A 21,112-nucleotide genomic window follows, 5' to 3' on the forward strand; every position below is an offset into this window, starting at 1 on the left:
GCCCTGGGTCCCGCCCTGGGTGTTGCCAGCACCGCCCTGGGTCCCGCCCTGGGTGTTGCCAGCACCGCCCTGGGTCCCGCCCTGGGTGTTGCCAGCACCGCCCTGGGTCCCGCCCTGGGTGTTGCCAGCGCCGCCCTGGGTTCCGCCCTGGGTGTTGCCAGCGCCGCCACCCTGAGTGCCGCCCTGGGTGTTGCCAGCGCCGCCACCCTGAGTGCCGCCCTGGGTGTTACCGGCACCGCCGCCCTGGGTTCCACCCTGAGTGTTGCCAGCGCCACCCTGGGTCCCGCCCTGGGTGTTGCCCCGGCCGCCACCCTGGGTTCCACCCTGGGTGTTGCCAGCGCCGCCACCCTGGGTCCCACCCTGGGTGTTACCGGCACCGCCCTGGGTGCCGCCCTGGGTGTTACCAGCGCCGCCACCCTGAGTGCCGCCCTGGGTGTTACCGGCACCGCCACCCTGCGTGCCGCCCTGAGTGTTGCCAGCACCGCCACCCTGGGTCCCGCCCTGAGTGTTGCCAGCACCGCCCTGGGTTCCACCCTGAGTGTTACCGGCACCGCCCTGGGTTCCACCCTGAGTGTTACCAGCGCCGCCACCCTGCGTGCCGCCCTGAGTGTTGCCAGCACCGCCACCCTGGGTCCCACCCTGAGTGTTGCCAGCACCGCCCTGGGTTCCACCCTGAGTGTTACCGGCACCGCCCTGGGTCCCGCCCTGAGTGTTACCAGCGCCACCCTGAGTTCCACCCTGAGTGTTACCCCGGCCACCGCCCTGGGTTCCACCCTGAGTGTTGCCAGCGCCGCCCTGGGTGCCGCCCTGGGTGTTACCAGCGCCACCCTGAGTTCCACCCTGGGTGTTACCGGCACCGCCCTGGGTTCCACCCTGGGTGTTACCAGCACCGCCACCCTGGGTCCCGCCCTGGGTGTTACCAGCACCGCCCTGGGTTCCACCCTGAGTGTTGCCAGCACCGCCACCCTGGGTCCCACCCTGAGTGTTCCCGGCACCGCCACCCTGAGTCCCGCCCTGGGTGTTCCCGGTGCCACCGCCCTGGGTTCCACCCTGGGTATTGCCAGCGCCGCCACCCTGCGTGCCGCCCTGAGTGTTACCGGTCCCGCCACCCTGGGTCCCGCCCTGAGTGTTACCGGTCCCGCCACCCTGGGTCCCGCCCTGAGTGTTACCGGTCCCGCCACCCTGAGTTCCACCCTGAGTGTTCCCAGTACCGCCACCCTGCGTGCCGCCCTGGGTGTTGCCCCGGCCGCCACCCTGGGTCCCGCCCTGGGTGTTGCCCCTGACCTTGCAGTTCTTGCGCTGCTTGCACGGCTTCGGCTTCTCTGGCGACAGGTGGTGCGCCTGCGTCGTCGTATCGGAAGGAGTCGATACCGGTGCCGCTGAGGCCGGGCCGCCGATGGTGATGATGCCTCCCACCATGGCCGCCGACGCTATCGCGGTCGCTATTTGCTGCCTCCGAGAGTGCCGCATAACTGTTTTCCTCTCTTCCCTGTCAGGTCGTACCGACTTCGGCGTCTGGTGATGTGTGACGCGCGGCGTTTCCCGTTCCACCGCGGATGTGCTTTGCCGTCAGGTGACAGGCGTCGTGGGGACTACCGGTGCCGTGGCACCACCCTGGGTTCCGCCCTGAGTACTGCCGGTGCCGCCACCCTGAGTCCCGCCCTGGGTGTTCCCAGCACCGCCACCCTGAGTTCCACCCTGGGTATTGCCGGTGCCGCCACCCTGAGTTCCACCCTGGGTATTGCCAGTTCCGCCACCCTGAGTCCCGCCCTGGGTGTTCCCGGTCCCGCCACCCTGGGTCCCACCCTGGGTATTGCCGGTCCCGCCACCCTGAGTTCCACCCTGGGTATTGCCAGTTCCGCCACCCTGAGTTCCACCCTGGGTATTGCCAGTTCCGCCACCCTGAGTTCCACCCTGGGTGTTCCCGGTCCCGCCACCCTGAGTTCCACCCTGGGTGTTCCCGGTCCCGCCACCCTGAGTTCCACCCTGGGTATTGCCAGTTCCGCCACCCTGGGTCCCACCCTGGGTGTTCCCGGTCCCGCCACCCTGAGTTCCACCCTGGGTGTTCCCGGTCCCGCCCTGGGTCCCGCCCTGAGTGTTGCCTGTCCCGCCCTGCGTGCCGCCCTGGGTGTTGCCCTGGCCGCCGATCTGGGTGCCTCCGATCGTGTTGCCGGTGCCGCCGCTGATCGTGTTGTTGACGATGTTGGTCGTGTTGTTGGTGACCTGGTTCACCACGGTGGGCGGCAACCCGAGCCGCTGCGCCTCCGCTTGGGCCGTCTGCCGCCCGATGGCGACCGCCTGGGCCTGAGATGCTCCGCTGCGTACCGCCTGCTGCGCCGCCGCCGTACCCTTCGCGGTCGCCGCGGCCGCCGCGGCGGACTGCGAGGCGTTCCCGCCGGCTTCCGATCCGGAGGACGAACACTGCGTGCCGCCTACGGCGACGGGACCGCCGCCGGTGACGCCGACCTGGACGTTGCCGTTCGCCCCCGCGGAGACGCGAGAAATAGTCTGTCCGCCACGCGTGACGTTGTACGACTGATCCGGGGTGAATCCGCTTCCCTGCACCGTTCCGTTCTGCAGGCTGCATGTTGCCGAGGGAGCCGCGGCAGCCGGATTTGCGGGAAAGGCGAAAACAGCCGCCCCTGCCGACAGCGTCGCGGTTATCGCGGCTGCCACAATTCCTTTTCTCATGGATTTCTCTTCTCCTGCGGGGGTGATTCCGATACTCACCGAACGCATCGGACAGTCGACCCGAACCAGGGAAATGGATGCCGCTCATCGGATTCAGGCACGCCGGACAAGCGGCTCGGTTCCCATGCTGGTCGCACCGGTAGGTCGCGTCAACTCAAGCCACAGGTCAGGAAATAACTGCCCTCGCCGCCGTCACCGGAAATAGCGACACGTCCGCCGAATGCCACCCCGAGGGCCGCACCACTTGACGCATAAAGTAGCGACACCCTTGTGGTCATAAATGGCCACGCCCGACCGGCAACAATTCTTCATCATGGTCGCCCGCGGCTACCAGAATGCCGGTGAAGCCGAAATACCTCGCAATTCGAGCTTCCGGAACACGGACAGGACGCCGGTACCGTCAGCCGTCACGGGCGCGCACTCGGTCACTGCCGCCGGATGAACGCCAACCAGGACGCCCCGCGGCCGCCCCACCCTCGCGACCACCCCGCACGCCCCCGGCAGGACAAACGCCCTCCGCGAGCGGTGCGGCATGAGCAGGGGTCAGCCCGCGGACCCGCCCGGCGTTCACCGCACACCCTCAAGACGATCGACCGCCCGGTCTCATGTCTGACAGACCCTTCGGGCCGGCGGCGGGCCGGCAGCAGATCAGGCATCATCCCGGACAAAAGGGAAAGGACCCCCGCTCAACTCTGCGTCGAGCGGGGGTCCTTCTCGTAGGCCCTGTGGGACTCGAACCCACAACCAATGGATTAAAAGTCCACTGCTCTGCCAATTGAGCTAAGGGCCCAGGCGTTGTTGCCTGTCCGAGCATAGCGGGAGGTGGCCGTGTCTCCGATCGGGTATCGGGGACACGGCCGCGTCGGTCACTCGGGGGACGGGGCCCGGCGGGCGGATCGGTCGGGGTTGAGGAACCAGTGGCGGGCCGAGGCGAGCCACCAGGTCGTCGCGAAGCCGAGGACCACCAGGACGGCGATCGGGGCGTAGTTGAAGGTCTTCCAGGTGACGGGGGAGACCTGGGGGAGCATGAAGAGGACCGTGATCAGGACGACCCAGACGACCGAGACGATGCCGATCGGAACCGACCAACGGCCCAGGTGCCAGGGGCCGCGGGTGAAGGCGTCGCCCTTGCGGACGCGCAGCAGCGTCGGGATGACGTACGCGATGTAGAGGCCGATGACCGCGATGGACGTCACGGCCGCGTACGCCGTCGAGTTGATGAGGTACGGGAGACCCAGGGCGAGGGCGCCGAGGGCCGCCAGCCAGACCGCCGCGACCGGGGTGCGGGTGCGGGGGCTGACCGTGTGCCAGATGTGGGAGAAGGGCAGCGCGCCGTCACGGGAGAAGGCGTAGATCATGCGGCTGTTGGCCGTCACGGAGGCCATGCCGCAGAAGAGCTGGGCGCCGATGACGACCAGGAGGAGGAGCTTGCCGGTCGTGGCGCCGAGGGCGTCGAGGAGGATCTGGGCCGGGGGCGCGCCGGTCGGGGACGCCAGCGCCTTGTCGTACGACTGGATCGCGAAGGTGAAGCCGAGGAGCAGGACGAAGCCCGCGATCCAGGAGGTCCAGATGGAGCGGACGATGCCCTTGGGGCCCGCCGTCGCCGCGTCGTGGGTCTCCTCGGTCATGTGGGCGGAGGCGTCGTAGCCGGTGAAGGTGTACTGCGCCATCAGCAGGCCGAGCAGGACGACGTAGAAGGAGCTGCCCCAGCCGGTCTCGTTGACGAACTTCGTGAAGACGAAGGACGCCGACTGGTGGTGGTCCGGCAGGATCGCCAGCGCGCCGACGATGACGGCCACGCCCACCACGTGCCACCACACGCTGACGCTGTTGAGCAGCGCGACGATGCGGACGCCGAAGGTGTTCAGCAGACCGTGCAGCAGCAGGATCGCGGCGAAGAGCAGGACCGTGCGGCCGGGGGTCACCTCGAAGCCGAACTGGAGGTTCAGCCAGGCGCCGAGGAAGGACGCCGCTCCGAAGTCGATGCCGGCGGTCACCGCGACCTGCCCCAGCACGTTGAACCAGCCCGTGAACCACGCCCACGCGGCCGCCGACCGCTCCGGGGCGAGCCGGTGCGCCCAGAAGTACAGCCCCGCCGAGGTGGGATACGCGGAGCAGATCTCGGCCATCGACAGCCCGACGAACAGGGTCATCAGGCCGACCACCACCCAGCCCCAGGTGATCACCGCCGGGCCGCCGGTCACCATGCCGAAGAGGTACAGCGTGAGACACCCGGACAGTACCGAGATGATCGTGAAGGACACGGCGTAGTTCGAGAACGCCGACATGCGGCGCGCCAGCACCTGTGTGTAGCCGAGCTGGGCGAGCCGCTCCTCGTCGGAGAGGACCGGCTCGCCGCCGATTTTCGTATCGTCTGTCATGCCCCCAGCAATTCCCTGGGGACCGACGTGACATGCGTCACTCGATGGCCGGAAACCGCCGGAAACCATCGGGTAACACGAAGGGCCCGTACGGAGGCGAATCCGTACGGGCCCTTCGTCAGAACGGGCTCACGAGCCGTCAGCCGTTGTGCTTCCAGCGGGGCTTGTCGTCGCGACGGCCGAAGGAGGAGGAGCCGCCACCGCTGTTGCCGCGGTGGTCGTCACGGCGGCCCTGCGGGCGGTCGTGGCCGCCGGAGCGGAAGCCCGGGCGGTCGTCGCGGCGCTCGCGGTTGAACGGGCGGTCGCTGCCCCGGTGGCCGGTGCGCTCGTCGCGGCGGAAGCCGCCACGGTCGTCACGACGCTCGAAGGTGCGGCCACCGCGGTCGTCACGACGCTCGAAGCCACCACGGTCACCACGGTCACCACGGTCGTTGCGGTCGCGGTCGAAGCCACGGCCACCCCGGTCGTCACGACGCTCAAAGCCACGGCCACCACGGTCGTCGCGACGCTCGAACCCACGACCGCCACGGTCGTCACGACGCTCGAAAGTACGGCCACCGCGGTCGTCACGGCGCTCGAAGCCACCACGGTCACCACGGTCGTTGCGGTCGCGGTCGAAGCCACGGCCACCACGGTCGTCACGACGCTCGAACCCACGGCCACCACGGTCGTCACGACGCTCGAACCCACGACCGCCACGGTCGTCACGACGCTCGAAAGTACGGCCACCGCGGTCATCGCGACGGTCACGGTCGAAGGGACGGCGCTCGGTCTCGCGCGCGGCCGGACGCTCTGCCTCGGCGGACGCCTCGGCAACGGCCTGCTCGGCGGACGCCTGGGCCTCGGCGACGGCGGCCTCGGGGTCCTCGCCACGGTCACGGGCGACCCGGGCCACGAGACGGTCGGCCTCTTCGCGCAGCTCGGCGGCGCGGCGCTGGGCGCGCTCCAGCTCCTTGCTGAGCTGGGCGACCTCGCGCTCGGCCTGCTGCGCGGCGTTGCCCGCCGACTCGGCCTGGACCTCGGTCATGGAGCGGGCGCCGGTGATCTCGGCGACCTCCGCGTCGAAGGCGTCGCCGCCCTGGATGATGTGACGCCCGGCGTCGACACCGGCGTCCTCCATCAGGCGGAAGATCTGACGGCGCTGGTGCGGCAGCGACAGGGAGACGACCGTGCCGGTACGGCCCGCGCGGGCGGTACGCCCTGCACGGTGCAGGTAGTCCTTGTGGTCGCCCGCCGGGTCGACGTTCAGGACGAGGTCGATGCCGTCGACGTGGATACCGCGCGCGGCGACGTCGGTGGCGACCAGGACGTTGACGTAACCGTCCTTGAAGTCGGCCAGGGTGCGGGTGCGGGCGCCCTGGGTCATGCCGCCGTGCAGCGCGTCGGCCTTCACGCCGGACTCGCGCAGCTGCTCGGCGACGCGGTCGGCGCCCAGCTGGGTACGGACGAAGATGATCGTGCGGCCCTTGCGGGAGGCGATCGCGGCGGTGACCGGCGCCTTGTCCTTGGGCTTCACGATGAGGATGTGGTGCGACATGGTCGTCACCGCGCCCTGGGCCGCGTCGACCTCGTGCGAGACCGGGTCGACCAGGTAGCGCTTGACCAGCGTGGAGATCTCGTTCTCCATGGTGGCCGAGAAGAGCATGCGCTGGCCGCCAGCCGGGACCTGGTCGAGCAGCTCGGTGACCTCGGGCAGGAAGCCCAGGTCGGACATCTGGTCGGCCTCGTCGAGGACCGCGACCTGCACGTCCTCCAGCGAGCAGGCGCCGCGGTTGATGATGTCGCGCAGACGGCCCGGGGTGGCGACGAGGATGTCGACGCCGCGCTCCAGGGCGTAGATCTGGTTGCCCATCGAGGTACCGCCGCAGACGACCTTCATCTTCAGGCCGAGGACGTCGCCGTAGGGCTGGAGGGCGTCGGCGACCTGCATCGCCAGCTCGCGGGTCGGCGTCATGATGACGGCGCGCGGGCGCTTCTTCTCGGTGCGGCCGCCGGCCAGCGTGGCCAGGGTCGGCAGACCGAAGGAGAGGGTCTTGCCGGAGCCGGTGCGGCCACGGCCGAGGATGTCCTTGCCGGCCAGGGCGTCCGGGATGGTCGCGGCCTGGATCGGGAACGGGGTGGTGACGCCGTTCTGCGCGAGCTTGCGCACGATGCCCTCGGGGAGACCGAGGTCGGCGAAGGTGATCTCGGGGGTGGTGTCGGTGGTGTCGTCGGCCTCGACGGCTTCGACGACAGCGATGACCTCGTTCGTCTCGTCGACGGGGGCGTCCCCGTTCTCGGCGTTCTCGGGCACGACGAACTGATCAGTACTGGACACGGACATGCGAATGCGAAACCTTCCGGAGTGTCTTCGGCACGCGCCCGTCAACTCCGTGTTTCGCTCTACGACCGCCTAGATGCGGTCCGCCACGGCAAAGGAGAGTACGCGCCACACGGCGCGCTCTGCGGTGGCGCCGGGCAAATGGGATCAAACGATCTACCACCATACGCACCCCCCACCCTCGAAGGCAAACCCGCCGGTGGGGGCCGTACGCGGCCCTGGTAAGCCGCGCATGGACGTCCTTACGCCGCCACCGCCACCGCCGGAAGCGGCACCCGTCCGGCCAGTTGCGGCGCCGGGTCCTCGTGCGCCGAGGAGGACGGCTCGGCCGACGGAGGCGTGGTGTCCGGCGGCGGGGGGCTGGAGGCGGGCGGCTCCGGCGGGGCCGAGCTGGCGGGCGGGGTCGGCGGCAGGTTGGTCGGGGCGGGCTCGCCCGGGTGCACGGTCCGGTCCGGCTGCGACGGCGCCGCCGAGCGGTCGTGCTTGCCGGAGGCGCTGGCGGACGCGGAGGCCGGCTCGCCCGGCTTCTTCTTCCCGCCGTGCCCGTGCTTGTCGTCGGCCGCCGCCTCCTCGTGCTCCTGGCCGCCGCCGCCCGCGACCGGGGCGCCGCCCGGCACACCGCCGTGGCGCTGCCCCGCCGAGTGCTGGGGCCGGGCCGGGCCCGCGTCCTCCCCTACGCGCACGCAGCCTGTGGCAGCGGCGGCGGCCAGCACCGTGACGACCAGACGGACGGGTACGTACTTGGGGCGCACGGCGGCCACCTCCGGGACAAGGGACGGAGTCGACCTAACCAACTCCCGCCGCCCGCAAGAGGACACGCCCGTTGTTCGAGCCCGCTCACCCTCACCCCCCGTACGGGCCGTCCGTCCCCGACAATGGCGGTGTGCTGGAGATGACACGCGACAGGTTCGAAGAGCTGGTGAGCGAGGCCCTGGACCGGATCCCGCCGGAACTGACGCGGGTCATGGACAACGTGGCCGTCTTCGTGGAGGACGAGCCGCCCGCCCACGACCCGGAACTGCTCGGCCTCTACGAGGGCACCCCCCTCACCGAGCGCGGGGAGTGGTACGCCGGGGTTCTCCCCGACCGCATCTCGATCTACATGGGCCCGATCCTGCGGTACTGCGCCACGCAGGAGGACGTGGTGGACGAGGTGGCCGTCACGGTCGTCCACGAGGTCGCCCACCACTTCGGCATCGAGGACGCCCGACTGCACGAACTGGGCTGGGGCTGAGCCGGACGCCGGGCCGGAGCCGAGCCGGAGCCGGAGCCGGGCCGAGGCTGAGCCGGTCCGGGGCCCCGCCGGGCACCCCCGCATATCCCGTGGCGCCGCTGGGCATACGGCCCCAATGCCCCGCGTCCCCGCCGCCCTGTCCCGCCGCCGGAACCGGAACCCAGACCGCCGCCCGCCCCTCCCCTTCCTCGGTCTCGTCGCCCGGCCCCGCCCCTGGCTGCGGGCACTCGGCCTCGTCACGGTCGTGCTCACCGGTGCCTGGCTGGGGCTGCTGGCGGTCGGCAACGTCCACGCGCCGGTCGGTCCGATGGACACCACCATGGCGCTACGGCCCTCCCTCAGCGGCGGCACGAAGATCAACGTCTCGCCGCTGGGCGCGCTCACCCTGGACAGCCATGTCGCCCCGCTCCGCCTGGACGTCGACGTGGACCAGCTGGACCCGGTGCGGGCACAGGCCCTGGTGGACCACCCGGAGCGGCTGTCGGGGCTCCAGCAGGAGGTCACCGACGACATCGGGCACGGCACGCTCGACCTCGCGGTGCGCTCCTCGGTCGCCGTCGTCACCGGCGCCACGGTCCTCGGCCTCGCCGTCTACCGCAGGCCCCGCCGCGCACTGGCGGCCGGCGGACTGGCCCTCGCCCTGCTCGCGGCCTCGGGCATCTCCGCCTACGCCACCTGGAACCCCCGCTCGGTGCTGGAGCCCCGCTTCTCCGGGCTGCTGTCCTCGGCGCCGTCCGTGGTCGGCAACGCGCGCAGCATCGTCACCGAGTTCGACGTCTACCAGAAGGAGCTGGCCCGCCTGGTGACGAACGTGACGAAGCTGTACGACGTCGCGTCCACGCTGCCCGCCTACCAGCCCGACCCCTCCACGATCCGCGTGCTGCACGTGTCGGACATCCACCTCAACCCGGCGAGCTGGAAGATCATCGAGTCGCTGGTGACCCAGTACAAGGTGAACGTGATCGTGGACTCCGGCGACACCATGGACCACGGCACGGCGGCGGAGAACGGCTTCCTGGACCCGATCGAGGATCTGGGCGTGCCCTATGTGTGGGTCAGGGGCAACCATGACTCCCTGGCCACCCAGCGCCATCTGGAGCGCATGAAGAACGTGCACGTCCTGGACGAGGGCCGGGCCGAGACGGTCGCCGGGGTGCGGTTCGCGGGCATCGGCGATCCGCAGTTCACGCCCGACCGCTCCCGGCCGACCGGCGGTGACGCGGCCGAGCGCCTTGCGGGGGCACGGCTGGCGTCGGCGCTGCGGGACCAGCGGGCCAAGGGCACACCGGTGGACATCGCGGTCGCCCACGAGCCGTTGGCGGCACAGGAGACGGACGGCACGGTGCCGCTCGTGCTCTGCGGGCATCTGCACACCGAGGGGACGAAGATCCTGCCGCTGGGCACCCGGCTGCGCCGCGAGGGCTCGACCGGTGGCAGCGGGCTGCGGGCGGTCGAGGGGACGTACCCGGCACCGATCGAGGCGTCGATCCTCTACCTGGACCGCGACACCCGCAGGCTCCAGGCGTGGGACGAGATCGGGCTGGGCGGCCTGGGGCGTACGACGGCCGAGGTCAGCCGTCATCTGGTGAAGAAGTGAGAGGCCGGGCCAGCCTCCGACTCCTTGTAAAGCGTTTTGCCGATACCACTGGACATCCCCTATGCTGCTCACGTCCCCGACGCGCTGCGAAGCGCCCACGGCGGGCCGATAGCCCTCATCGTCTAGCGGCCTAGGACGCCGCCCTTTCAAGGCGGTAGCACGGGTTCGAATCCCGTTGGGGGCACAGCAGACTTGTCACGAAACCCGCTCTGATCCAGAGCGGGTTTTCGCGTTCCCGGGCTGCGAACCGGGCCGCTCCCCTCCCCGATGCGGTGCGGGAATCTCGTTTTCAAACCACCCCCGTTGCTCTGATACGCTTCTCCAGCGACGTCAGCCCAGCAGATGCGCACCTCACAGCAGGTGGGAATCACGTTGGGGAGACCCGCAACCGTGTGCGACACTGTCGTACACAGCGCCTGGTCCTGTGGAGCAGTTTGGAGTGCTCGCCACCCTGTCAAGGTGGAGGCCGCGGGTTCAAATCCCGTCAGGACCGCTGAGGTTTCACGTGAAACCTCGTGGCTGGGTAGCTCAGTTGGTACGAGCGATCGCCTGAAAAGCGATAGGTCGCCGGTTCGACCCCGGCCCCAGCCACAACCGCCCTCACCAGGGCCGACACCCCCTCCGGAGTCTCCGGCGGGGGTGTTTTCGTATGCCATGGAGCTGCCGTGGCACGCGGTTGCGGGCTTCCGGCGCGGGGGCCACAGTGAAATACGGCCATTCGTCGGAAATCACCCCGAGGGAGCGCCCATGCCCGTCACGAAAAGACAGCGGACGGCTGTGTTCAGCTCGATGTTCGTAGCCGCAGCCGTCGTTCTCGCTCCAGTGTCCTTCCAGCAGGTCGCCTCGGCGGCCCCCGCCACCGCGCAGACCGGGACGGTGACAAGACTTCCGGTTTCACCCTGGGGCTACCAGGAGGGATTCCGGGACGGATTCAGGTCCGGGTTCCGGGACGGTCAGCGCACATGCCATCGCTGGAACGACGGCCACCGTCAGTTCCCGGTCCGGTCGCTGCTGGACCCGCGCTGGGACTACCAGAACGGCTTCAAGGACGGGTACCGGTCCGGCTTCAGATCCGGACAGCGAAGCTGCTGAGCCAGGACGGTGAAGCCGCCGAGCCAAGGGGACGGGCCTGTGCGCGGGCCCGTCCTCCGCTCGGCGCCGGGGCGGCAAATCATTCGCGCACTGTTTCCCCGAGGTGAGATCCTGGATCGCGTATGTCTACGCATCCCGCCCCCGCCCCGAGCGCCCTCGCCTCCCGACTGACCGAGCTGTCGCTGCGCGACGCGCACCGGCTCGGACGCAGGCTCGAGGGCGCGCGCAAGATCCGTAAGCCGGAGGCCCGCGCCGCCGTCCTCGCCGAGATCGAGGGCGACATCGGCCAGGCCGCCTCCCGCATGGAGGCGCGGCGCTCCCGAGTGCCCGCCGTCACCTATCCCGAGCAGCTGCCGGTCAGCCAGAAGAAGGACGAGATCGCGGCCGCCATCCGCGATCACCAGGTGGTCATCGTGGCCGGCGAGACCGGCTCCGGAAAGACCACGCAGATCCCCAAGATCTGCATGGAGCTGGGCCGTGGTGTGCGCGGCATGATCGGGCACACCCAGCCCCGCCGTATCGCCGCCCGGACCGTGGCCGAGCGCGTCGCCGACGAGCTGAAGACCCCGCTCGGCGAGGCCGTCGGCTGGAAGGTCCGCTTCACCGACCAGGTGAACCCGGACGCCACCTTCGTGAAGCTGATGACGGACGGCATCCTCCTCGCGGAGATCCAGACCGACCGCGAGTTGCGCGCCTACGACACGATCATCATCGACGAGGCCCACGAGCGGTCCCTCAACATCGACTTCCTGCTCGGCTATCTGGCCCAGCTGCTGCCGAGGCGCCCGGACCTCAAGGTCGTCATCACCTCGGCCACCATCGACCCCGAGCGCTTCTCCCGCCACTTCGGCGACGCCCCGATCGTCGAGGTGAGCGGACGGACGTACCCGGTGGAGGTGCGCTACCGGCCGCTGCTGGAGGAGGAATCCTCCGATGCCGACCGCGACCAGATCACCGCGATCACCGACGCCGTCGACGAGCTGATGGCCGAGGGGCAGGGCGACATCCTCGTCTTCCTCTCCGGCGAGCGCGAGATCCGGGACACGGCCGACGCGCTGGAGAAGAAGAAGTACAGATTCACCGAGGTCCTGCCGCTGTACGCGCGCCTCTCGCACGCCGAGCAGCACCGCGTCTTCCAGCCGCACACCGGCCGGCGGATCGTGCTGGCGACCAACGTCGCCGAGACCTCGCTGACCGTCCCGGGCATCAAGTACGTGATCGACCCCGGTTTCGCCCGGATCAGCCGCTACAGCCACCGCACCAAGGTCCAGCGGCTGCCCATCGAGCCGGTCTCGCAGGCCAGCGCCAACCAGCGCAAGGGCCGCTGCGGCCGTACCAGCGACGGCATCTGCATCCGCCTGTACTCCGAGGACGACTTCCTCGCCCGCCCGGAGTTCACGGACGCCGAGATCCTGCGCACCAACCTCGCCTCCGTCATCCTCCAGATGACCGCGGCCGGCCTCGGTGAGATCGAGAAGTTCCCCTTCATCGACCCGCCGGACCACCGCAACATCCGCGACGGCGTCCAGCTCCTCCAGGAACTCGGCGCCCTCGACCCCGCGCAGAAGGACCCGCGCAAGCGGCTCACCGACATGGGCCGCAAGCTCGCCCAGCTGCCCGTCGACCCGCGTCTCGCCCGCATGGTCCTGGAGGCCGCGAAGAACGGCTGTGTCCGCGAGGTCATGGTCATCGCCGCCGCGCTGTCCATCCAGGACCCGCGCGAGCGCCCCGCCGACAAGCAGACCCAGGCCGACCAGCAGCACGCCCGCTTCAAGGACGAGACCAGCGACTTCCTCGCCTACCTCAACATGTGGCGGTACATCCGCGAGCAGCAGAAGGAGCGCGGCTCGTCGGCCTTCCGCCGGATGTGCAAGCAGGAGTACCTGAACTTCCTGCGCATCCGCGAATGGCAGGACATCTACTCGCAGCTGCGCACGGTCGCCAAGCAGATGGACATCCGCATAGGCGAGGAGGACGCCCCCGCCGACCTCATCCATGTCTCCCTGCTCGCGGGCCTCCTCTCCCACGTCGGCATGAAGGACGTGAAGGACGGCAACAAGAACGAGTACCTGGGCGCCCGCAACGCCAAGTTCGCGGTGTTCCCCGGCTCCTCGCTCTTCAAGAAGCAGCCGAAGTTCCTGATGTCGGCCGAACTCGTGGAGACCTCCCGCCTCTGGGCCCGCGTCAACGCGAAGATCGAGCCCGAGTGGGTCGAGCCGCTCGCCGGCCACCTCCTGAAGCGGACGTACAGCGAACCGCACTGGGAGAAGGACCAGGCGGCCGTGATGGCGTACGAGAAGGTGACGCTGTACGGCGTCCCGATCGTCGCCCAGCGCAAGGTGAACTACGGCCGCGTCGACCCCGAGGTGTCCCGCGAGCTCTTCCTCCGCAACGCCCTGGTCGAGGGCGACTGGCGCACCCACCACAAGTTCTTCGCCGACAACCGCAAGCTCCTCGGCGAGGTCGAGGAGCTGGAACACCGCGCCCGGCGCCGGGACATCGTCGTGGACGACGAGACGCTGTTCGACTTCTACGACCAGCGGGTGCCCGAACACGTCGTCTCCGGCGCCCACTTCGACTCCTGGTGGAAGCACAAGCGGCACGAGCAGCCCGACTTCCTGGACTTCGAGCGGGAGATGCTCATCCGGGAGTCGGCGGAGGCGGTCACCAAGGCCGACTACCCCGACACCTGGCACCAGGGGAACCTCAAGTTCCGGGTGACGTACCAGTTCGAGCCGGGTGCGGACGCCGACGGTGTGACCGTGCACATCCCGCTCCAGGTGCTCAACCAGGTCACCGACGAGGGCTTCGACTGGCAGATCCCGGGCCTGCGCGAGGAGGTCGTCACCGAGCTCATCCGCACGCTGCCCAAGCCGATCCGCCGCAACTACGTCCCCGCGCCCAACTACGCCAAGAGGTTCCTGGACCGGGCGGTTCCCCTCCAGGAGCCGCTGACGACCACCATGGCGCGCGAGCTGAAGCGCATGGTCGGCGTGCCCTTCGAGGCCGCGGACTTCGACTGGTCCAAGGTGCCCGACCATCTGAAGGTCACCTTCAGGATCGTGGACGAACGGCGCCGCAGCCTGGCCGAGGGCAAGGACCTGGAGGCGCTGAAGCTCCAGCTGCGCCCGAAGGCCCGCAAGGCCCTCTCGCAGGCCGCCGCGGCCACCGCCTCACGGCAGGGCGGCGAGTCCCTTGAGCGCTCGGGCCTGACCGACTGGACGATCGGCACGCTCACCCGCGTCTTCGAGACCCGGCGGGCCGGACAGCCCGTCAGGGCCTACCCGGCCCTGGTGGACGACGGCGACACGGTCTCCGTACGCCTCTTCGACACCGAGGAGGAGCAGGCCGAGGCCATGTGGAAGGGCACGCGTCGGCTCATCCTGCGCAACATCCCGGTGAACCCGGCCAAGTTCGCCGCCGACAAGCTGACGAACGCCCAGAAGCTGGCGCTCTCGGCCAACCCGCACGGCTCGGTGCAGGCCCTCTTCGACGACTGCGCGATGGCCGCGGCCGACAAGCTGATCGCGGACTTCGGCGGCCCGGTGTGGGACGAGGAGTCGTACCGGAAGCTCTACGACAAGGTGCGCGCGGAGATCGTGGACACCACGGTCCGCGCCGTCGCCCAGACGCAGCAGGTGCTCGCGGCCTGGCAGGCGGCCGAGCGGCGGCTGAAGTCGGTGCGGAGCCCGGTGCTGCTCGCCAATCTGACGGACGTGCGGCAGCAGCTGGACGCCCTGGTGAAGCCCGGCTTCGTGACCTGGGCGGGACTGAAGCGGCTGCCGGACCTGATGCGCTACCTGGTGGCCGCCGACCGGCGGCTGCAGCAGATGCCGACGAACGTCCAGCGGGACACCGCCCGCATGGAGAAGGTCCAGGAGATGCGCGACGAGTACGCGTGGCTCCTGGAGCAGCTGCCGCAGGGGCGCCCGGTGCCCCGGCAGGTGCTCGACATCCGCTGGATGATCGAGGAGCTGCGGGTCAGCTACTTCGCCCACGCGCTGGGCACCGCCCATCCCGTCTCCGACAAGCGGATCGTGAAGGCGATCGACGCCCTGGCACCGTAGCGGATCGTGCGCGGAGGGTGAGTTCGACCGGGACATCCACCCTCGTGTACAGTCCTTCTCGCAGCACAACGCAGCAGCCGAGTGCAGCGAGAGATGGTCCTGTGGAGCAGTTTGGAGTGCTCGCCACCCTGTCAAGGTGGAGGCCGCGGGTTCAAATCCCGTCAGGACCGCAGAAAAGGAAGGGCCCCCGCGAGGGGGCCCTTTCGTCGTTCCCGGCACTCTTGACGGCGCCGGCCGGGCTCGGTACCCAGAAGGCAGGCCGTCTCCCCCCGTGCGGCCCCCGGAGGTGACGGATGGCGGCATCGGCCAGGCATGCGACGCGAGCGCTCCTGAGGGCGCACCTGTCGGCCGCGTCCGCCTATCGGCACGCCACCCGCCACTGTCCCGTCTGCCACCGCCTCCAGCGGCTCGCCATGGACACCGACGCGCACGCCGAGGAACCGGACGAGGAGCCGGACGAGAAGCCCAACACCCGTTCCCACAAGGGCTGATGAGGCGCACGACTCCAATAGCGCACAGGTGTGCCCCGCGACAAGGAGCAGGCCGTGTGGCGGGAGTCACGGCATGATTTTTTGAAAGTGGGGTTCTTACCACTGTCATACAACAGGTCAATTTAATATGTGCAATTGCACCTGCCTCACGGGTCACGCACAGCGCTTCCCACACTCCTCCCCAGACTCCGACACAACCCCGACAAGGCCGCTCACGGAGGATCAGGAAGGGCCACCGGGCAGCGGTCCGACGCCTGTTCGGGGGCACAAAAAAGATCGCGCTGGACCCGGCGGAGTCCAGCGCGATCTACGACGCACCCTGTGCCACTTACTCAAGCAATGGAATCGGCTGGGGCGGGGGGCCTGTTGGGGCAGGTCCCGCGTCGTTCAGAGCCAGGGTTCCGGGCGCCCCGACCAGTTGGGGTTCGGTCGTTCTGCCCGGTTATGGAGTTGTTCAGGCCTCGCTGCGCTGCTGCGGGATGCCCGCGAGCAGGGCGCGGACCTCCGCCTCGCGGTAGCGGCGGTGCCCGCCGAGCGTGCGGATCGACGTGAGCTTGCCGGCCTTCGCCCACCGCGTGACCGTCTTGGGGTCGACACGGAACATGGTGGCGACCTCAGCCGGGGTCAGCAGCGGCTCGGCATCAGGGGTGCGAGCGGTCATGAGCGGCCTCCTCGGGAGAACCGACGTTCTCGGTTCTTTCCTCTAAATTCTGCACCTTGACCCGCGTTGCCCGAAATGGCGGACGCGAGTCGAGTCGGTTATAGGACGAACGGCTTGTCCTCGGCACTACAACTACACCATCTGTCCAGCCGCGTCGGCCAAACCGATGGAATTGCCCTCCCAGGTGTTCATCAGCGACGGAAGCCGATGGACCATGCCATAGCGGACAGTCACGCCGATGTGACGATCAGTCACTTCGGCGATCAGGAGGCACCAGACCCCCCAAAGACGGAGCCCTCCCCGGGCTCCTTGTCCTATTTTGGCACGAGGGGCGGCAAGAGACGCAAGAGCCGCGTAAGTGCCGTCCATCACCCTTGATGGGAAAAGCCCGGATCGGGACCAACATCCCGTCAGATGAGTCAAGTCCCCAGACCGTACGCTGTTCGAGGCTATTTCGACCGTGACCTGCGTCACTTCTCATCTGTTCGGGATGCGCCGTCATCAAGGAGTACGTACGGATTCGGCGATCAGTTCGCCCGTTGTCGCGGATACGGCGATCAGTTCGCCGAACGAAGGTCCCGTACCGCGCGCCAGCGCTGCACGAGCCTGCCGTAGGCCCGCCCCGCGGCCGGGCCGTCGCCCCGGCGCAGCGCGTCGATGCCCGCGGCCACGTCCGCCGCGGAGTGGTCGTCCTCCAGCGCTCCCGCTGGCACCGCGTGCACCAGACCGCCGTAGTCCAGCTCCACCAGTGAGCGGGGGTGGAACTCCTCCAGCCAGCGGCCGACGTCCACCAGGCCGTCGATCAGCGGGCCCTCCTCGACGGCGTCCTTCAGGGTGCGCAGCGCCCGCGCCACGCGCCGCCTGGCCTGCACCATCGGCGTGCGGTAGCGCAGCATCGGGGGCACCTCGCCGGTGCCCTTCCCGAACCGCCGCTCCTCGTCGCCGACGAGCACGAACCAGTTGAGCGGCACCTGCCAGGTCGCGGTGCGGATCCAGGGGCGGGCGTCGGGGTTGCGGGCGAGCCAGCGCTCGTAGTCCAGGGCCGCCTGGCGGCGCACCAGCGGCGGCAGGACGGCGTCCCGCACCGTCGGGGGCAGTTCCTCGTCCAGGGCGGTCAGCGCCTGCCAGCCGCGCAGCCGAGTGCGCCAGGGGCAGACGCAGAGCACGCCGTCCACCTCGGTCACGAAGGCGTCCGCGCTCTCGTGCACCGGCACCGCGACCGGCGGCGTGGGCAGCAGGTCCGCCAGCGAGCGGCGCAGCTCGTCCTGGTACGAGGGACGGTCGCGCCTGCGGGCGTACCGCGCCCAGTGGGTGCGCTCCGGCTCCGGGAAGGCGGCCAGCGGCTCGTACACGCGCAGGTACGCGGCATAGGGGACGACCACGGAGGACACCTTGGGCACGCTCCCTCCCTCCCCCTCGCGCCCGGCTCGAAACCCCCGCCGGGTCCGGCTCGGAACCACTGCGCATCGTGCCACGGCCAGGGGCCCTCGGGGCGCGGAAGAGTGATCCTCCGCGTACCCCGGATACGGGCCGCGAGCAGGCTCTACGCTCAGCCTTGCGGCCCAACGGCCGCGTGGCAGCACCCCGCCACCCGTCCCCACGGCCAAAAGTGTGGGGAAACCCCAGGGGCCGCCCGGCCCCGTCCGCCGCTACACGCACAGGAGTCACCACCGTGACCTACGCAACCGGCGCATCCGCTGACGTCCTGCGGACCCTCTTCCATTCGGACCAGGGCGGCCATGAGCAGGTCGTCCTCTGCCAGGACCGCGCCACCGGCCTGAAGGCCGTCATCGCCCTCCACTCCACCGCCCTCGGCCCGGCCCTGGGCGGCACCCGCTTCCACCCGTACGCCACCGAGGCCGACGCCGTCGCCGACGCCCTCAACCTCGCGCGCGGGATGTCGTACAAAAACGCGATGGCCGGTCTGGACCACGGCGGCGGCAAGGCCGTGATCATCGGCGACCCGGAGCGGGACAAGACCGAGGAGCTGCTGCTCGCCTACGGCCGCATGGTCGCCTCGCTCGGCGGGCGCTACGTGACCGCGTGCGACGTCGGCACCTATGTCGCGGACATGGACGTGGTGGCCCGCACCTGCCGCTGGACCACCGGCCGCTCCCCGGAGAACGGCGGCGCGGGCGACTCCTCCGTGCTCACCGCCTTCGGCGTCTACCAGGGCATGCGCGCCTCCGCCCAGCACGTGTGGGGCGACCCCTCGCTGCGCGGCCGCCGGGTCGGCATCGCGGGCGTCGGCAAGGTGGGCCGCCATCTGGTGGGGCACCTGCGCGCCGAGGGCGCCGAGGTCGTGCTCACGGACGTACGTCCGGACGCGGTGCGCCAGGTCATGGCGGAGCACCCCGAGGGGGTGACGGCGGTGGCGAGCACGGACGAGCTGATCCGCGTCGAGGGCCTCGACATCTACGCCCCCTGCGCGCTGGGCGGCGCCCTGGACGACCGCACGGTGCCCGTGCTGACCGCCAAGGTGGTCTGCGGCGCGGCCAACAACCAGCTCGCGCACCCGGGCGTGGAGAAGGACATCGCCGACCGGGGCATCCTCTACGCGCCGGACTACGTGGTGAACGCGGGCGGGGTGATCCAGGTGGCGGACGAGCTGCACGGGTTCGACTTCGAGCGGTGCCGGGCGAAGGCCGCGAAGATCTTCGACACCACACTGGAAATCTTCGCGACCGCAAAGGCGGACGGCATCCCGCCGGCCGCCGCGGCCGACCGGATCGCCGAGCGGCGCATGGCGGACGCCCGCACGGCACGCTGACCCGGACCGGCCGGTTCACGCCCGTGCGGCCCCCGGGGCGGGTGCCTCTCCGCACGGGCGGGCGGTACCCGCCGGAGGCAACTTGGAGAGAACTCTCACTTCCACCGGCGGGTCGTACCCCGATAAGTGGTTAAAATCGCCGTTGACCAGCGAGGACAGGGCTCCTCGAGGGTCCTGTGCACACGCGCGTGCTGCGGGCGACGTACCGTATGGGCGCGGGCTCAGGTACCGTGGAAGCCCTACGGACCGGCATCTCTGCGGAGAGTCCGTTCCAGATCATGAACGCGTGTCAGACTCTGGGGCCGTTGAGCCCCGTCACCGAGGGGGTCGAGCCATGGGGCGCGGCCGGGCCAAGGCCAAGCAGACAAAGGTCGCCCGCCAGCTGAAGTACAACAGCGGTGGGACTGACCTGTCACGTCTGGCCAGTGAACTGGGCGCATCGACTTCGAGCCAGCCGCCGAACGGCGAGCCGTTCGAGGACGATGAAGATGACGAGGACGACCTCTACTCCCGTTACGCCGACCTCTATGAGGACGACGACGAGGACGAGGACGACGGTCCCTCACAGCACCGTCGCGGCGCTTGACCTTGCACTGAGCATCAAGCCGGTCGGTGGCACTGCCACCGACCGGCTTCTGTGCTGCGTGTGAAACGGTCGCGGCGGGTCTGGGGACCACAGAGGGCGGGCGCCCTGCGGGAGCCCGCCCTACAGGTGTTCTAGCGCGCGTAGTCCCCGGTCAGCTCGGCGCCCGAGGTGCGGCCGTCCCGGTCGGTGATCTCGCCGGCCACCCAGGCGTCCACGCCGCGGTCGGCCAGGGTGGTCAGGGCCGCCTCGACGGACTCGGCGGGCACGACGGCCATCATGCCGACGCCCATGTTCAGGGTCTTCTCCAGCTCCAGGCGCTCGACGTCGCCCGTACGGCCGACCAAGTCGAAGATCGCGCCCGGGGTCCAGCTGGAGCGGTCCACGGTGGCGTGCAGGCCGTCCGGGATCACGCGGGCCAGGTTGGCCGCCAGGCCGCCGCCGGTGATGTGCGAGAAGGCGTGCACCTCGGTCGTGCGGGTGAGCGCGAGGCAGTCCAGCGAGTAGATCTTGGTGGGCACCAGCAGCTCCTCGCCGAGCGTGCGGCCCAGTTCCGCGACCTCCGCCTCCAGGGCGAGCCCGGCCCGCTCCAGCAGGACGTGGCGGACCAGGGAGTACCCGTTGGAGTGAAGACCGGAGGACGCCATGGCGATCACGGCGTCACCCTTGCGGATGCGATCCGGGCCGAGCAGCCGGTCGGCCTCCACCACGCCCGTACCGGCGCCCGCGACGTCGAAGTCGTCCGCACCGAGCAGGCCCGGGTGCTCGGCCGTCTCGCCGCCCACCAGGGCGCACCCGGCGAGCACACAGCCCTCCGCGATGCCCTTGACGATCGCGGCGACCCGCTCGGGGTGGACCTTGCCGACGCAGATGTAGTCGGTCATGAAGAGCGGCTCGGCGCCGCACACGACGATGTCGTCCATGACCATGGCGACCAGGTCGTGGCCGATGGTGTCGTACACGCCGAGGCGCCGGGCGATGTCGACCTTGGTGCCGACACCGTCGGTCGCGGAGGCGAGCAGCGGTCGCTCGTAGCGCTTGAGGGCGGAGGCGTCGAAGAGCCCGGCGAAGCCACCGAGGCCGCCGAGGACCTCGGGACGGCGGGTCTTCCTCACCCATTCCTTCATGAGCTCGACCGCGCGGTCGCCCGCCTCGATGTCGACGCCCGCGCTCGCGTAGCTGGCACCCGTGGTCTCAGAGGACATGACTGTGAGAACTTTCCTGT

Annotated in this window: 14 protein-coding genes and 5 tRNA genes; 11 read left to right on the forward strand and 8 right to left on the reverse strand. The window is 69.9% G+C overall.

What is annotated here, in order from left to right; genetic code table 11:
• Positions 1-1,383, forward strand: a 1,383-nt coding sequence (locus AB0E91_RS08960; RefSeq protein ID WP_361777459.1) for a hypothetical protein, incomplete at its 5' end; no start/stop codon positions are given.
• Positions 1,384-1,592: 209 nt separating this feature from the next.
• On the opposite strand, the gene AB0E91_RS08965 is transcribed toward AB0E91_RS08960, so the two are convergent.
• From AB0E91_RS08965 to AB0E91_RS08985, 5 genes are all read right to left on the reverse strand, one after another.
• The gene (locus AB0E91_RS08965; RefSeq protein WP_361777462.1) at positions 1,593-2,009 is read right to left on the reverse strand and encodes a hypothetical protein; all 417 of its coding nucleotides are present in this window, start codon (positions 2,007-2,009) and stop codon (positions 1,593-1,595) included.
• Between the two features lie 1,399 nt (positions 2,010-3,408).
• Positions 3,409-3,481: transfer RNA gene (locus AB0E91_RS08970), tRNA-Lys, on the reverse strand.
• A 76-nt stretch (positions 3,482-3,557) separates the two neighbouring features.
• Positions 3,558-5,072, reverse strand: a complete 1,515-nt coding sequence (locus tag AB0E91_RS08975) for an amino acid permease (RefSeq protein ID WP_361777465.1) — start codon at positions 5,070-5,072, stop codon at positions 3,558-3,560.
• Between the two features lie 139 nt (positions 5,073-5,211).
• A complete protein-coding gene (locus tag AB0E91_RS08980) occupies positions 5,212-7,395 on the reverse strand; it encodes a DEAD/DEAH box helicase (protein ID WP_361777468.1) in 2,184 nt (727 codons plus the stop codon).
• A gap of 239 nt (positions 7,396-7,634) precedes the next feature.
• Complete coding sequence (locus AB0E91_RS08985) at positions 7,635-8,144, reverse strand: hypothetical protein (protein ID WP_361777471.1); 510 nt, start codon at positions 8,142-8,144, stop codon at positions 7,635-7,637.
• A 131-nt stretch (positions 8,145-8,275) separates the two neighbouring features.
• Between AB0E91_RS08985 and AB0E91_RS08990 the strand changes: the two genes are divergently transcribed.
• The 8 genes from AB0E91_RS08990 (at position 8,276) to AB0E91_RS09025 (ending at position 15,873) form a co-directional block, all read left to right on the forward strand.
• Complete coding sequence (locus tag AB0E91_RS08990; protein WP_361117197.1) at positions 8,276-8,626, forward strand: metallopeptidase family protein; 351 nt, start codon at positions 8,276-8,278, stop codon at positions 8,624-8,626.
• A 115-nt stretch (positions 8,627-8,741) separates the two neighbouring features.
• Positions 8,742-10,223, forward strand: coding sequence for a metallophosphoesterase (locus tag AB0E91_RS08995; RefSeq protein ID WP_361777474.1), 1,482 nt, complete (start codon positions 8,742-8,744; stop codon positions 10,221-10,223).
• 111 nt (positions 10,224-10,334) lie between these two features.
• Positions 10,335-10,407, forward strand: a tRNA-Glu gene (locus AB0E91_RS09000).
• A 234-nt stretch (positions 10,408-10,641) separates the two neighbouring features.
• Positions 10,642-10,716 (forward strand) — tRNA-Asp (locus AB0E91_RS09005).
• Positions 10,717-10,740: 24 nt separating this feature from the next.
• Positions 10,741-10,814: transfer RNA gene (locus tag AB0E91_RS09010), tRNA-Phe, on the forward strand.
• A gap of 623 nt (positions 10,815-11,437) precedes the next feature.
• Positions 11,438-15,382, forward strand: coding sequence for an ATP-dependent RNA helicase HrpA (gene hrpA / locus AB0E91_RS09015; protein WP_361777477.1), 3,945 nt, complete (start codon positions 11,438-11,440; stop codon positions 15,380-15,382).
• 95 nt (positions 15,383-15,477) lie between these two features.
• A tRNA-Asp gene (locus tag AB0E91_RS09020) sits at positions 15,478-15,552 on the forward strand.
• 123 nt (positions 15,553-15,675) lie between these two features.
• Complete coding sequence (locus AB0E91_RS09025; RefSeq protein WP_361777480.1) at positions 15,676-15,873, forward strand: DUF6274 family protein; 198 nt, start codon at positions 15,676-15,678, stop codon at positions 15,871-15,873.
• Positions 15,874-16,327: 454 nt separating this feature from the next.
• Here AB0E91_RS09025 and bldC read toward each other — a convergent pair whose 3' ends face one another.
• Positions 16,328-16,534, reverse strand: a complete 207-nt coding sequence (gene bldC, locus AB0E91_RS09030; protein WP_003949541.1) for a developmental transcriptional regulator BldC — start codon at positions 16,532-16,534, stop codon at positions 16,328-16,330.
• 557 nt (positions 16,535-17,091) lie between these two features.
• Positions 17,092-17,934, reverse strand: coding sequence for a hypothetical protein (locus tag AB0E91_RS09035; protein WP_361777483.1), 843 nt, complete (start codon positions 17,932-17,934; stop codon positions 17,092-17,094).
• Between the two features lie 272 nt (positions 17,935-18,206).
• Between AB0E91_RS09035 and AB0E91_RS09040 the strand changes: the two genes are divergently transcribed.
• Positions 18,207-19,304 carry a Glu/Leu/Phe/Val dehydrogenase dimerization domain-containing protein gene (locus tag AB0E91_RS09040; RefSeq protein ID WP_361777486.1) on the forward strand — a complete coding sequence of 366 codons (1,098 nt, stop codon included), beginning with the start codon at positions 18,207-18,209 and terminating at the stop codon, positions 19,302-19,304.
• A gap of 334 nt (positions 19,305-19,638) precedes the next feature.
• On the forward strand, positions 19,639-19,890 hold the full coding sequence (locus tag AB0E91_RS09045; protein ID WP_161181528.1) for a DUF3073 domain-containing protein: 252 nt from the start codon (positions 19,639-19,641) through the stop codon (positions 19,888-19,890).
• A 131-nt stretch (positions 19,891-20,021) separates the two neighbouring features.
• Here AB0E91_RS09045 and purM read toward each other — a convergent pair whose 3' ends face one another.
• Positions 20,022-21,092: a phosphoribosylformylglycinamidine cyclo-ligase gene (gene purM / locus AB0E91_RS09050; RefSeq protein WP_361777490.1), complete on the reverse strand. Its 1,071-nt coding sequence runs from the start codon at positions 21,090-21,092 to the stop codon at positions 20,022-20,024.
• Positions 21,093-21,112: the final 20 nt, after the last annotated feature.

It is taken from the genome of Streptomyces sp. NPDC026659, assembly GCF_040638245.1.
Classification (GTDB): Bacteria; Actinomycetota; Actinomycetes; order Streptomycetales; family Streptomycetaceae; genus Streptomyces.